General features: G+C 50.4%; 14 protein-coding genes. 1 reads left to right on the top strand and 13 read right to left on the bottom strand.

Annotation, left to right across the window (positions count from 1 at the left end; genetic code table 11):
- Window positions 1-48 precede the first annotated feature (48 nt).
- Window positions 49-861: a cytochrome C assembly family protein gene (ccsA, locus tag HMPREF2952_RS01470; protein ID WP_070695210.1), complete on the bottom strand. Its 813-nt coding sequence runs from the start codon at window positions 859-861 to the stop codon at window positions 49-51.
- A 181-nt stretch (window positions 862-1,042) separates the two neighbouring features.
- Between ccsA and ffh the strand changes: the two genes are divergently transcribed.
- The gene (gene ffh / locus HMPREF2952_RS01465; RefSeq protein ID WP_003684000.1) at window positions 1,043-2,413 is read left to right on the top strand and encodes a signal recognition particle protein; all 1,371 of its coding nucleotides are present in this window, start codon (window positions 1,043-1,045) and stop codon (window positions 2,411-2,413) included.
- Between the two features lie 102 nt (window positions 2,414-2,515).
- Here the strand turns inward: ffh and HMPREF2952_RS01460 are convergent, their stop codons facing one another.
- The 12 genes from HMPREF2952_RS01460 to tsf form a co-directional block, all read right to left on the bottom strand.
- Entirely contained in the window at window positions 2,516-2,815 is a 300-nt protein-coding gene (locus tag HMPREF2952_RS01460; protein ID WP_083314038.1) for a hypothetical protein, read from the bottom strand.
- A 141-nt stretch (window positions 2,816-2,956) separates the two neighbouring features.
- Entirely contained in the window at window positions 2,957-3,652 is a 696-nt protein-coding gene (locus HMPREF2952_RS01455; RefSeq protein WP_070695208.1) for a thiol:disulfide interchange protein DsbA/DsbL, read from the bottom strand.
- Between the two features lie 169 nt (window positions 3,653-3,821).
- Window positions 3,822-5,933 (bottom strand): TonB-dependent receptor, encoded by a 2,112-nt coding sequence (locus HMPREF2952_RS01450; RefSeq protein WP_070695207.1) that lies wholly within the window; start codon window positions 5,931-5,933, stop codon window positions 3,822-3,824.
- Between the two features lie 160 nt (window positions 5,934-6,093).
- The gene (locus tag HMPREF2952_RS01445) at window positions 6,094-6,627 is read right to left on the bottom strand and encodes an alpha/beta hydrolase (protein ID WP_070695206.1); all 534 of its coding nucleotides are present in this window, start codon (window positions 6,625-6,627) and stop codon (window positions 6,094-6,096) included.
- A gap of 10 nt (window positions 6,628-6,637) precedes the next feature.
- The gene (locus HMPREF2952_RS01440; RefSeq protein WP_049330844.1) at window positions 6,638-6,982 is read right to left on the bottom strand and encodes a hypothetical protein; all 345 of its coding nucleotides are present in this window, start codon (window positions 6,980-6,982) and stop codon (window positions 6,638-6,640) included.
- The gene (locus HMPREF2952_RS01435; protein ID WP_070695205.1) at window positions 6,969-7,748 is read right to left on the bottom strand and encodes an exodeoxyribonuclease III; all 780 of its coding nucleotides are present in this window, start codon (window positions 7,746-7,748) and stop codon (window positions 6,969-6,971) included. The genes HMPREF2952_RS01440 and HMPREF2952_RS01435 overlap by 14 nt, the downstream gene beginning before the upstream one ends.
- A gap of 44 nt (window positions 7,749-7,792) precedes the next feature.
- Complete coding sequence (gene argA, locus HMPREF2952_RS01430) at window positions 7,793-9,106, bottom strand: amino-acid N-acetyltransferase (protein WP_070695204.1); 1,314 nt, start codon at window positions 9,104-9,106, stop codon at window positions 7,793-7,795.
- The gene (locus HMPREF2952_RS01425; protein ID WP_036493714.1) at window positions 9,103-9,498 is read right to left on the bottom strand and encodes an MJ0042-type zinc finger domain-containing protein; all 396 of its coding nucleotides are present in this window, start codon (window positions 9,496-9,498) and stop codon (window positions 9,103-9,105) included. Before HMPREF2952_RS01425 ends, argA begins: the two co-directional genes overlap by 4 nt.
- A 99-nt stretch (window positions 9,499-9,597) precedes the next feature.
- Window positions 9,598-10,239 carry an orotate phosphoribosyltransferase gene (pyrE, locus tag HMPREF2952_RS01420; protein ID WP_003682682.1) on the bottom strand — a complete coding sequence of 214 codons (642 nt, stop codon included), beginning with the start codon at window positions 10,237-10,239 and terminating at the stop codon, window positions 9,598-9,600.
- Between the two features lie 170 nt (window positions 10,240-10,409).
- Window positions 10,410-10,880 (bottom strand): 23S rRNA (pseudouridine(1915)-N(3))-methyltransferase RlmH, encoded by a 471-nt coding sequence (gene rlmH / locus HMPREF2952_RS01415; protein ID WP_049336867.1) that lies wholly within the window; start codon window positions 10,878-10,880, stop codon window positions 10,410-10,412.
- A gap of 162 nt (window positions 10,881-11,042) precedes the next feature.
- Entirely contained in the window at window positions 11,043-11,762 is a 720-nt protein-coding gene (pyrH, locus tag HMPREF2952_RS01410) for a UMP kinase (RefSeq protein ID WP_003708812.1), read from the bottom strand.
- A 219-nt stretch (window positions 11,763-11,981) separates the two neighbouring features.
- On the bottom strand, window positions 11,982-12,836 hold the full coding sequence (gene tsf / locus HMPREF2952_RS01405; protein WP_002223203.1) for a translation elongation factor Ts: 855 nt from the start codon (window positions 12,834-12,836) through the stop codon (window positions 11,982-11,984).
- Window positions 12,837-12,838 lie beyond the last annotated feature (2 nt).

Raw genomic sequence — 12,838 nt, 5'->3', positions numbered from 1 at the left:
AGGCCGTCTGAAATGCTCTTTCAGACGGCCTTTTTTTATGGTTTCTATTTATCCAATACGTTGAAGGACAATTTCTAGGACAAATTTACTGCCCACATAGGCAAAAATCAGACTGACAAATCCGACAATAGTCCAAACGGCGGCTTTCTTGCCGCGCCATGCGGTCATGCTGTGTTTCAACAATAATGCGCCATAAATCAGCCACGACATAATACTGAAGATGGTTTTATGCGTGAAGGTCATGGGTTTGCCGAAAATGGCTTCGGCAAAAAACGTCCCGCTGATAACTGAATAGGTCAATAAAACGAATCCTGCCCACATACCTTGGAACATAAGTTTTTCCAAACTCAATAATGGCGGCAAGAAACTAACTAATGCGGAAAAACGGCGTTTGTGCAGATTGCGGTCGAGCAAAAGGATCAGGATGGCAAATAAGGTAACGATGCCAAACAATCCGTATGCGAGCAATGATGATGCAATGTGCGATAGCGGCAATAAGTCTACAATTTGACGACCTGTGAAATCTCCCGGGAAAAGGAAACCCAGCAATAAGGTCAATGCAGCACAGGGATACAATAAGAGTTGCACACCGCGCAGACAATAAAAGAAGCTGCCCAGGCAGTACATCATCAGCATCAGCCAAACTATCAGACTGAGAGAATAACCAAAACCGGTAATCAATACCCTATCCTGCAATACAGGGAACATTAATGCTGCGCCATGTACCAATAATGCGCCACTCAAAATCAGCAGCTCGGTTTTCAGCGGGTAAGACTTATTATTGTGCTTTTTATGTTGCAACCAGGAAAATACGCCCAATCCGGCATACACCAGCATAAGGCAGATTAAGACAATCGGCATAAATATCTTTCTCAATAGACGTGTGAACACTAGACGGACACCCGGCAGGGTTTCAGACGGCCTTGGTGTCGTGTTTGTGTTCTTGAAGCATAACTTCGGACTATCGTGTAAAATAATCCGAATTTTATTTTAACAAAGAATGCCCTGTATTGGGCAGCTATTCTCATTATCAAGGATAAGTATGTTAGACAACCTGACCAACCGCTTCAGCAAGGTACTTAAAAATATTCGCGGCCAATCAACACTGACCGAAGACAATATTAAAGAAGCCTTGCGCGAGGTTCGTCTTGCCCTGCTGGAAGCCGACGTTGCATTGCCCGTCGTTAAAGAATTCGTCAACACAGTCAAAGAACAGGCCCTTGGTCAAGAAGTCGTCGGCAGTCTGACACCTGACCAAGCCTTTATTGGTGTGGTCAACCAAGCCTTAGTCGAGCTGATGGGCAAGGAAAACAAAACACTGGATTTATCGGTTTCACCGCCTGCCATCGTTTTAATGGCCGGTTTGCAGGGTGCCGGTAAGACAACAACCGTCGGCAAACTCGCCCGCCTGCTGAAAAACGATCAGAAGAAAAAAGTTTTGGTGGTATCTGCCGACGTTTACCGCCCTGCCGCGATTGAACAGCTGCGCCTATTGGCCGAACAGGTCGGCGTGGACTTTTTCCCATCCGATACCAACCAAAAACCGGTTGAGATTGCAACTGCCGCCGTCGATTACGCCAAAAAACATTTTTACGATGTATTGATGGTCGATACCGCCGGCCGCCTGGCAATCGATGAAGAAATGATGAACGAAATCAAAGCGCTTCATGCTGCGGTTAACCCGGTTGAAACTTTGTTCGTCATCGATGCCATGTTAGGTCAGGATGCTGTGAACACTGCTCAGGCATTTAATGAAGCCCTGCCGCTGACCGGTGTCGTATTGACCAAGATGGACGGCGACTCGCGCGGCGGTGCGGCATTGTCCGTACGCCATGTAACCGGCAAACCGATTAAATTTATCGGTGTCGGCGAGAAAATCAACGGCCTCGAACCTTTCCACCCCGACCGTCTTGCCAGCCGTATCCTCGGCATGGGCGACGTATTGACCCTGATTGAAGACGTTCAAAAAGGTATTGATGAAGAAGCCGCCGCCAAAATGGCAAAAAAGCTGCAAAAAGGCAAAGGCTTCGACCTCAATGACTTTAAAGAACAAATCCAACAGATGCGCAATATGGGCGGCTTGGAAAACCTGATGTCGAAAATGCCGGGCGAACTGGGTCAAATATCGAAACAAATCCCCGAAGGCACGGCTGAAAAAGCGATGGGCAAAGTAGAAGCCATCATCAACTCGATGACTCCAAAAGAACGCGCTAACCCTGCCCTGCTCAAAGCCAGCCGCAAACGCCGTATTGCAATGGGCGCGGGTACGACCGTGCAGGAAGTGAACAAATTGCTCAAGCAGTTTGAACAAATGCAACAGATGATGAAGATGTTCAGCGGCAACGGTTTGGGCAAACTGATGCGCTTGGCCAAAGGTATGAAGGGAATGAAAGGCATGTTCCCGGGTTTGTAAGCTAATTTGACAGTAAACGCCGTCTGAAAAGTTTCAGACGGCGTTTTTATTTTTACTCTAGCAAGAATTACTATTCACATATAACTATGAAATCTATTCCTTTTAAGGATTTTCATAGCGTACCGATGCCTCTTCCAACATTTCCCATTGGCCACCACTACCATGGTAGGTTTCGGCACCAAGCCTGAAAACGGCATTGCAGTGCGTACATTGAAAATAATGTACCACGAAATCGTTCCAACCATATATGTCACGATTACCCTGAGAATCAGTATGGGTAATGTAACCGCTATTGGCAATGGTTTTAGCAAAATCAAGGCTGGGACCATAAACTTTGGCGTAGGCTGGGGTAATGTCGATGAGCGTGCCGTCTGCTAAACGATCAGAGGCTCGCAGTAACATTTGCGATAATTCTTTCGGAACCCTGATACGAACGGTAGGTCGCAGGTCAGAACAGTAATCACACATTGTTTGGATCTTTCAGCATAGTAAAGGAAAACGAAGTGGAAGGAGCGCGAAATCCTTGCTTATTCAATCCTCAACTTATTGCGGCTTTTTCTGCTCTTCGCGTACTTTGTCCACCAACTGGTCAATCGTGGTCATGCCGGACTGCCAGTCTTTAAATTCGACTTGGTATTTGCCACCAACGATCACAGTCGGTGTGCCGCTGATTTGGAATTTATTGGTCAATTCTTCCATTTGGGCCGCACGCGCTTGGCTTTCGGGCGCTTCAAATGCAGCCAATACTTTTTTGCCGTCAAATGCAGTTTGCTCAGACAACCATTTTTTCAGGGTATCGGTATCGGCCAGATTGATTTTTTGATTAACCATCGCATCGAAAATATGGCTGTTGGCTTTATCTGATTCGCCGGCCATATCCACTGCCGCGGCCAAACGTGCCAAAGGTTTCATTTCATCACCCCACACGACATGCTCCCGGCGCATATAGGTATCGTCTTTAAACGTTTTGATGTGCTCGCTCAAGACCGGCTCAAGATGGGCGCAATGCGGGCAGAAGTAGCCGAAAAATTCCAATACTTCGATTTTACCGGCCTGCTGTTGCGGAATCGGATTGGACAATACGGTGTAATTGACACCTTCGGTCAATGCGGCAGGGGCTGCCGGAGCGGATGTGTTGCTTTGGGCGCTGTCTGCCGGAACGCTGGTTTCCGCCTGTTTGCCGCAAGCGGCCAATGCCAACAGGGTTAATGAGGTCAAGGCTAAGGTTTTCAGTTTCATAGGTATCTCTTTACATTCAAATCAATCGGCCAATTTTATGGCATTTTGTTGAAGGCGTGTTCAATTTGAGTGAAAAAATGTGTTTAGTTTTATTTCAGCCTTTATAAAGGCCGTCTGAAATATGGCTTAGATCATAGCCTTATTTTCAGACGGCCTTTGCCTGATTTCATCAGAAACGGTAATTTACCCGGGCAGTATAGCCGCGCGGATTACCCGGCATGGCATCCGAACGCCAATATTTTTGATTGAGCAGATTGGCCGCGGCAAAGGTAACGTTGACGTTTTTATGGTTCCAGCCAAGCATGGCGTCAACTCGGGCAAAGCCTGGAAGCGTGGTCACTTCTTTGTTTCTTGAGTCGTAGCCGTAGCGTTTGCCCGTACCGGTTACACCGATTTCGCCGTAGAGGTTTTCGGTCGGGGTATAACGGAAAAACAGGTTGCCGGTAACGTTGCTGGTGTTATTCAAATGGATGCCCACTCGGTCGGGATTTTCTTTGTCTTCAACGACTTTCGCCTGCATCACGCCCAACGAACCGCGCAGATAGAGTTTTTTGGGAATGATTTGCCCGATGGCGGACAATTCCACACCGCGCGAACGGTGTTTACCGCTGACTGCCCAAGTATAGGGATCATTTTGCGCGTCGGGGCGGTAGCGGATATTGAAGCGTTCGATTTGGTAGGCGGACAACGTAGTGCTGAGGCGGTCGTCCAGCCAACTGCTTTTCACGCCGGTTTCGTATTGGCGGGTGTACTCGGGGTCGGCGTTGAACACGGCAGCAGACGACGTGTCGATACTCAAATAGCCGCCGCGTCCGCCATAAGGCGCGAAGCCTTTGTTATACGAGGCGTAAAGTGTGTGGACTGGGTTGATGTTCCACACTGCGCCGATGTTGGGGCTGAACGAGTGGCCGCTGTACTGGCGGCTGCTGCCGGTGAGTTTGTTTTCGGAATTAAAGGTGTATTTGTCGTAACGGCCGCCGAGGACGAATTTCAAATCGGGCGTGGCGGAGAAGATGTTTTGCACAAAGATGCCGTAGGAGTCAGCTTTGTGGCGGTTTTGGGTGAGGACGGGTTGCAGCCTACCCGAAGCCGGCCAGCTTGCGCGGTCGTAGGGGTTGATGGAGGCGGAAAAGGCGCGGCTGTAACCCAATGTCGGGTTGCGGTGTTCGCGGCTGTAATCCATGCCTACAGTCAGGTGGTTTTCAAAACGGCCGATGTTGTAGTCGCCGTTGAGCGTGAAGTTGGACGACAGGGTTTTGTTGTCAGTCTGCTGCCAAGCATAGTTACGTTTGATTAAGTTGCCATTTTCGCTGCCTGCATAAAAATGGTCGAAATCCTGCGCCGCCGTGCGGTGGGCGAGCTGCCATTGGGCGCGCCATTTGTCGTTGAAGGCGTATTCAAGGTCGGAACGCCAAACTTGCAGCTTGTCTTTGACAAAATCGTTCGGGTGGGCAAAACCCATGCGGTAAGGCAGTCCGAAGCGGTCGTACACGGACTTGGTCGGGCTGCGGTCGGGCGTGCGCTCCACATTGTCGTAGGTATATTGCCCCGTCCATTTCAAGCCGTTGTCGAGTTTGACGGTAATGCTGGGAGAAACCATGACGTTTTTGCTGTCTATGCCGCTGCGGAACGAATTGGCACGCCCGACTTCGCCGGTGAGGCGGATGGCGACGTTTTTGTTCAGCACTTCGTTGATGTCCATATTCAGGCTGCGGTTTGCCCACGAGCCGTAAACCGCACCGATGTTGCGGCTTTGTTTGAAGTTGGCGTATTTGCTGACCATGTTGATGACGCCGCCGCCGTTGGTGCGACCGTAAAGCACGGAAGACGGGCCTTTCAGGATTTCGACGCGCTCGATGTTGGCGGTGCTGCGGCGCACTTGTCCGCTTTCGCGCACGCCGTCGCGGTAAATATCGGATGCGTCGGCTTGGAAGCCACGCAGGAAAATGCTTTCGCCACGCATATCGTAGGCAGCATCAATGCCGGCATTGCCTTCGAGGATAGAACTCAAATCGTTCGTGCCGTAGTTTTTGTTTTTCTGGATATTGAGCGTATCGACAGTTTGCGGCGTTTCCTTAATGAGCTGTCCGTTGCGGGTAACGGCGGCTTCGTCGTAGTTGATGTAGCCTTTGAGTACGCTGGTGTCGGACTGTCCAACCACGGTAACGGTGGGCAAAGTAGCGGTGTAATGTTCACCATTGTCCTGCGTATCGGCGGCTGCGACAGGGAAGGAAGCAATAATCAGCGTGGGTAATAAAGCCAAATGAAATGGTATTTGCATTTTTATACTCAATTTAACGAAACAACCGAATTATATTGCTTCGCAAAAGAAATGAGAATAGTTTCTTTTAATTATATTTAACATGATATTTGCAAACAAAGGCCGTCTGAAACACATATCGGTTTCAGACGGCCTTTGTTTATTAATAGACATTTCTAAACTACTTACTCAACAGCATTTCCTGCATCAGCTTCATGCCCCATTGCCAGCCGCCGAGTGCGCCGTTTAACCGGCCGGAATGCGGCGATTGAAGCAGGCGTGCATGCCAGCGGTCAGCCTGTTCTTGCGCCCAATCGCGTGGCGTGCCGTTTGTTTCGGCGATAACCAGCGCTGTACGGCAAGGACAGCGGACACGTTGAAACGTATGGATTTCGTCCTCGGGAAAAGCTTCTGGGCGAGGCGAGACCAAAATAATATTGGTCAGGCGTTTTTGCGTCATGATGTCGGCTTGATACAGCCATGCCAAAAATGCGGACACACCAACACCATGAGCCACGATAGCAATATTTCTGCTGACGATATAGTCAAAGGCCGTCTGAATGGCGTGTTGCCATTCGGAAATGGTTTGCCGACTATCGGCTTCGGCAGTTTGAACAATCGGATAGCTGACCGCCCAGCGGTCTATCCACATTTCCGCTTCATCCGCATCGCGTATCAGAAACAGTGCCATTTCTTCGAGTTCGAAGCTCTGCATTTCAGACGGCCTATTTGAGCAAGTCGTTAAGTGTAAATGCAATCAGCAATGCGGCTGGCACGCTGAGGATGGCACAAGTCGCCAGACAAAGTACGATGTTGGCAATCAGCCGCCAGCCCTTCCAAGCAAAGCATTTGGCCGCAATCAGCAGGCAAGGCAGGGAAAACAGCAGCCATACCAACGCCCACGTCGGATTGGCCTTGGTCGGGGCAACCCAGCCGGACATCCGCGCCAGCATAAACACCGCCCACACCAGCATAGGCAATACAAATGCCGCCACAACCCATGCCGCGCCTACGCCGGTTTTGCCGTTTATATTCCAATCATATTTACCAAAAACCTTATTCGGCAACATAGTCATACTCCACAACTAAAGGGGCGTGATCCGAGAATTTTTCGTCTTTATAAACATGTGCGGAAACAGCTTTTTCGGCCAACTCCGGCGTAACCATCTGATAATCGATACGCCACCCGACATCTTTCGCATACGCTTGTCCGCGGTTGCTCCACCATGTATAGCCCGGCACATCGGGATAAAGTGTGCGCCACATATCCGTCCAACCGAGCTTGTGGATGACTTTGCCTATCCATTCGCGCTCTTCAGGCAAGAAGCCCGAATTTTTCTGATTGCCCTTCCAGTTTTTCAAGTCGATGTTTTGGTGGGCAATGTTCCAGTCACCGCAGACGACGATGTCGCGCCCTTCGTTTTTCATGGCTTCGAGCATGGGATAGAACGCGTCCAAAAAGCGGTATTTCACTTGTTGGCGCTCTTCCGCACTGCTGCCGCTGGGCAGATACAGCGAAATTACCGACAAATTGCCGAAATCGCAACGGACAAAACGGCCTTCCCTGTCAAATTCTTCAATGCCCATGCCGATTTGCACATTGTCGGGCTTGCGTTTGCTGTACACCGCCACGCCGCTGTAACCGCGCTTTTCGGCGCAATGCCAGTAGCCGTGCATACCGTGCGGATTTTTCATATCGTCTGACAGGTCGGCCTCTTGAGCTTTCAGTTCCTGCACGCAGACGATGTCGGCACCGGAAGCGGCGATGTATTCATAAAAACCTTTTTTATAGGCGGAGCGGATGCCGTTGACGTTGGCAGAGATGATTTTTAACATAAGATTTGAGTAATTTTTAAAAACGGATAATAGATTGAAGTTTTTCAGACGGCCTGCAAGTCATAAACAAATACTTTGGAATTGCGGCCGTTGGCATTGTATTCCTGCCGGCGTTCGGCAGGCAGGTCATCGGCTGAGGCCGTCTGAAAGCCCCGTTCGACAAACCATTCGCCCGTATGCGTGGATAAGGCGAAAAGCGTTTTGATATTTAAGGCGTGTGCTTTTTGAAACAGATGTTCCAACAGCAGTTCGCCGTAGCCGCCATCGCGCGCTTCGGGCGACACCACCAGACAGGCCAATTCGCCACAGTCCGGTTCGGCAAAAGTTTTCAACGCCACGCAGCCGTAAATGTTTTGATCGTGTTCCAATACGGAAAAGCTGGAAATATGGTTTTCCAAATACTCGCGGCTGCGGTGTAATAAGATGCCTTGTTCCGCCAAAGGACGGATTAAGGCGATGATGTGCGGAATATCGTCGCTGCGTGCCTGACGGATGGAAACAAACGGCTCACGGGCAATAGACGTACCGCTGCCCTCGCGGGTAAACAGCTCGCGCAACAGGCTGCCGTCTTCACGGCCGTTGAGAATCTGCACCCGCGATACGCCGTTTTCCAACGCGCCTACCGCTGCATGCAGCAAATCGGTAGGCGCATCGGGATTGTCGTGTATCAATTCCTGCACTTCGCCGACAGACAAAGTATTGGCCAAAGAGCCATCGGCGCGACGGATGCCGGTTTCTTCGGTCAAGAAAACCAGTTTCTCCGCCTGCAAAGCCATGGCCACTTCCTGAGCGGTTTCACACATGCTCAGGTTGAAGGTTTTGCCGCTGTACGAATGTCCCAAAGGACTGATCAGCACCACCGCGCCGCCATCCAAGCGCAAACGGATTTCTTCCGCGTCGATTTTGCGGACGGTACCGGTATAGCCCATGTCCACACCGTCGATAACGCCCAACGGACGGGCGGTAATAAAGTTGCCGCACGCGATAACCGGCGGCTTGCTCCGTTGCTGCGCAGATACACTGCTGAACAAGGCGGCTTCCACATCGCTGCGGATAATCCCTGCCACTTGCTTCACTTCCATCAAAGTCGCTTCATCGGTAATCCGACGGCTGCCGCTGTATTTCGGAACAAAATTCCGACCCGAAGCCAATTTGTCGAGCAAATGCCGCGAACCGTGCACCAAGACCAAACGCAAGCCCAAGCTGGCCAACAGGTTCAAATCTGCGGCCAAACGAATTAGGGTTTCGCCTTCTAACAAGCTGTCGGTCACGCCGACCACCATGGTTTTGCCGCGCAAATATTGGATATAGGGCGCGGCTTCGCGAAAGCTGGCGACAAAATGGGCGATGGCACTCATAGCAGGGCAAGATAAAAGAGTTGCATAATCAAAACCGTCAGCGCAATCAACGATGCCAAAGTCCAGTTGAAACCGTCCTTGCGCGTTTTGACCGCCACCTGCTCTTCCGCCTTAGGCTCTTCCTTGAGCGCGCTATTGAGCAAATCGGAAATTTCTTTGCGCGAGAGTTTGGAATGCTTGAGAATTTGCGCACCGATGTTATGCACGAGGCGCACATCCGTTACCGCCACAGGCAGATGGGCCGGATCGGCCGGCAGGTTGCCCGACAGATAATCCTTGGCCTTAAACATCCCCGAACAACGCGTGCAGACCACGAAACCCTGCGCCACGTTCAACTGGGCATCTTTCACCCAATGCGGCGTTTTACAATGAGGACAAGAACAAGCAGGCATGAGTATTTTCCGTAAGTGTATCGAATCAAAAATATATTTTAGCTAATGTTTCAGGCCGTCTGAAAAATGTTTCAGACGACCTGAGCATGATGTTATGGTTTAAACCGCGCCGTAACGTTCGCGATAGGCTTTGACCGGCTCGAAGAAGCCGCCAAATTCGGCATTGTTTTGCAAGAGCGTGAACAAGTCGTTCAAGTTGGCAATCGAAACCACCGGCAGGCCGTATTGTTTTTCGACTTCCTGCACCGCCGACAATTCGCCCGTACCTTTTTCCATGCGGTCGAGCGCAATGGCCACTGCAGCAGGCGTTGCGCCTTCGGCCTCAATCAGTTTGACCGACTCGCGCACGGATGTACCGGCGGAAATCACATCATCGATAATCAGCACGCGGCCTTTCAAAGGCGCGCCCACCAACACGCCGCCCTCGCCGTGGTCTTTGGCTTCTTTGCGGTTGTAGGCAAACGGTACGTTTACGCCTTTTTCCGCCAACATCATCGCTGTTGCCGCCGCCAAAATAATGCCTTTATAGGCTGGGCCGAACAGCATATCGAACTTCACGCCGCTGGCAATAATGGCTTCGGCGTAAAACTTCGCCAGCTGCAAAGTCGATGCGCCGTCATTGAACAAACCGGCATTGAAAAAATAAGGCGACTGACGGCCGGCCTTGGTCGTAAATTCGCCGAATTTCAACACGTTTTGTGCCAAAGCGAATTTGAGGAAGTCTTGACGGAAATCGGACATTTGGGTTCTCCCGAAAGATGTTGATTTATCAAAGAAACGATTATAAAGGATTCATGCGGAAAAATCAGGCCGTCTGAAAACAGGTTCAACCCTGCTTTTAACCGACTTGCCCTATTCCGTTTCAAACTGACAAGGCGGCATTGCCTTCTTATCCCTGCACTCAAAGCGGATTATTCCCGATGATACGGATGGTTGTGCAAAATCGAAACGGCGCGATAAAGCTGCTCGGTCAGCAAAACGCGCACCATGCCGTGCGGCAAAGTCAGGCTGGAAAGACGCATCATCATGTTTGCCTGCTGTTTCAAACGGTCGGTCATACCGTCTGCGCCGCCGATAATAAAGCAGACGTGTTCGCCGTTTTGCTGCCAGCTTTTCAAATATTGCGCCAATTCGACCGAAGTCGGCGCTTTACCGCGCTCGTCCAATACCACCAAAAACGCGCCCTGCGGTATGGCTTCCAACAGGCGTTTTTCTTCAGCCGCCATGCCCTGAGCCGCATTCACACCCGCGCCGCGTTTCTCTGGCTTGATTTCTTTCAGCGCATAATTGACATCGCGCCCGAAGCGTTTGGCATACTCGCCAACGGCTTCATCCACCCAACGCGGCATTTTCGTGCCGACAGCCAAGACGGTGATATTCATGGAGTATCCTTTTGTTATCGAATTGTCGGTTGGATATTATGATCAAGCAAGTTCTCAACCTTTTCAAACCATGAGCCAATGCCCACGCAACCGACTGAAAATAAAAGGCCGTCTGAAAGCCGAATGTATCCCGTTCAGCTGTTTCAGACGGCCTTTCAATGATTAGCAGTGAACCAGCGTACCTTCGTTTTCGCCGGTTACTACGCGTTTGAGCGAGCCTTCTTTGGCAATGCCGAAGACCACGATATTGAGTTTGCGTTCGCGGCAGAGGGCGAAGGCGGTGGCATCCATCACTTTGAGGTTTTTCAACAAGGCTTCGTCAAAAGTAATGGTTTCGTAGCGTGTTGCAGATGGGTCTTTTTTCGGATCTGCGGTGTACACGCCGTCGACGTTGGTGGCTTTGAGCATCACGTCGCAGTTCATTTCCGCGCCGCGCAATGCAGCGGCAGTGTCGGTCGTGAAGAACGGGTTACCGGTACCAGCGGCAAAAATCACGACTTTGCCTTCTTCCAAATATTGAATGGCTTTAGGACGGGCGTAAGTTTCAGCGATTTGCTGCATAGACAGTGCGGATTGTACGCGCGCTTTGATGCCCAAAGTTTCAAATGCGTCTTTGAGTGCCAAGGCGTTCATAACGGTCGCCATCATGCCCATGTAGTCGGCAGTGGCGCGGTCCATACTGCCTGCTTGTGCAGATACGCCGCGGAAAATGTTACCGCCGCCGACAACGATACCGACTTGCACGCCCATTCTCACGATTTCGGCAATTTCGCCGACAGTTTGAACGATGGTATCGTGATTGATGCCGAACGGATCAGAACCCATCAGGGATTCGCCGGAGAGTTTCAGTAATACGCGTTTGTATTTGATTTGCTGTGTCATGGGATACCTTGCTTTCTTGAATGTCGTCGGTCGGAGTTTGGGCCGTCTGAATTTTCAAACGGTCGGATTACAATGATATGGTGTGTCGTTCTATTATTGTTTTGGTTTTCAGACGGCCTTTATATTCGGTCGTCTTAAAATAGGTAGCGTAAACGGTTTTCTCAAAAAAAAGCACCCTGATTCGTTTGGAATCTAGGTGCTTTCTTTTTCATAAGTGCCTTACACTTTAGCAGCGGCAGCAACTTCAGCTGCGTAGTCAACAACGGCTTTCTCGATACCGTCGCCTACTTTGTAGCGTACGAAGCTAATCACTTCAGTGCCGTTTTCTTTAGCGAATTGGGCAACAGTTTGGTCAGGGTTCATCACGAACGCTTGGCCGTTCAGAGTGATTTCAGCCAAGAATTTACGGATACGACCTTCAACCATTTTAGCGGCGATGTCGGCAGGTTTGCCGGAAGCGATAGCTTGTTCAGTGTAGATGTGGCGTTCTTTTTCAACGGTTTCAGCATCTACTTCGGCTTCGCTTACGCATTGAGGTTTAGCGGCAACAATGTGCATACCGATTTTGCGTGCTACGTCTTCAGAGCCTTTGTACTCAACCAATACGCCTTCGGTAGCCAATGCACCGTGGATGTAGGCAACCAGTTGGTTAGCAGTGTCGATCACTTGGAAGCGGCGAACAGACATGTTCTCGCCCAATTTAGCGATGATGGCTTTGCGTTCTGCTTCAACCAGTTCGCTCAGTTCTTCAACAGAAGCCGGTTTTTTCTCGGCAGCAGTTTTCGCAACGAAGTTGGCAAATTCTACGAAGCCGGCGTCTTTAGCAACGAAGTCGGTTTCGCAGTTTACTTCAACTAATGCGCCGACATTGCCGTTGATCGCGTAAGCCAATACGCCTTCGGCAGCAGTACGGCCAGCCAGTTTACCGGCTTTCGCACCAGATTTAATACGCAGGATTTCTTCGGCTTTGTCGAAGTTGCCTTCAGCTTCAACCAAGGCTTTTTTGCATTCCATCATGCCCAGGCCGGTAGCGGCGCGCAGGTCGGCAACCATTTTTGCAGTAATTTCTGCCATTT

Origin of the sequence: Neisseria sp. HMSC068C12, from assembly GCF_001814095.1 — a bacterium.
Classification (GTDB): Bacteria; Pseudomonadota; Gammaproteobacteria; order Burkholderiales; family Neisseriaceae; genus Neisseria; species Neisseria perflava.
Note: the sequence above shows the minus strand (reverse complement) of the source record. Positions and strands in the feature narration are given on the sequence as shown.

Bases quoted from the DNA above. Each gene is read 5' to 3' on its own strand.
- rlmH (WP_049336867.1), bottom strand. From the start codon at position 10,880: ATGAATATCACCGTCTTGGCTGTCGGCACGAAAATGCCGCGTTGGGTG.
- HMPREF2952_RS01455 (WP_070695208.1), bottom strand. From the start codon at position 3,652: ATGAAACTGAAAACCTTAGCCTTGACCTCATTAACCCTGTTGGCATTG.
- HMPREF2952_RS01425 (WP_036493714.1), bottom strand. From the start codon at position 9,498: ATGCCTGCTTGTTCTTGTCCTCATTGTAAAACGCCGCATTGGGTGAAA.
- HMPREF2952_RS01450 (WP_070695207.1), bottom strand. From the start codon at position 5,933: ATGCAAATACCATTTCATTTGGCTTTATTACCCACGCTGATTATTGCT.
- HMPREF2952_RS01460 (WP_083314038.1), bottom strand. From the start codon at position 2,815: ATGTTACTGCGAGCCTCTGATCGTTTAGCAGACGGCACGCTCATCGAC.
- HMPREF2952_RS01435 (WP_070695205.1), bottom strand. From the start codon at position 7,748: ATGTTAAAAATCATCTCTGCCAACGTCAACGGCATCCGCTCCGCCTAT.
- HMPREF2952_RS01440 (WP_049330844.1), bottom strand. From the start codon at position 6,982: ATGTTGCCGAATAAGGTTTTTGGTAAATATGATTGGAATATAAACGGC.
- HMPREF2952_RS01445 (WP_070695206.1), bottom strand. From the start codon at position 6,627: ATGCAGAGCTTCGAACTCGAAGAAATGGCACTGTTTCTGATACGCGAT.
- ffh (WP_003684000.1), top strand. From the start codon at position 1,043: ATGTTAGACAACCTGACCAACCGCTTCAGCAAGGTACTTAAAAATATT.
- pyrH (WP_003708812.1), bottom strand. From the start codon at position 11,762: ATGACACAGCAAATCAAATACAAACGCGTATTACTGAAACTCTCCGGC.
- pyrE (WP_003682682.1), bottom strand. From the start codon at position 10,239: ATGTCCGATTTCCGTCAAGACTTCCTCAAATTCGCTTTGGCACAAAAC.
- ccsA (WP_070695210.1), bottom strand. From the start codon at position 861: ATGCCGATTGTCTTAATCTGCCTTATGCTGGTGTATGCCGGATTGGGC.
- tsf (WP_002223203.1), bottom strand. From the start codon at position 12,836: ATGGCAGAAATTACTGCAAAAATGGTTGCCGACCTGCGCGCCGCTACC.
- argA (WP_070695204.1), bottom strand. From the start codon at position 9,106: ATGAGTGCCATCGCCCATTTTGTCGCCAGCTTTCGCGAAGCCGCGCCC.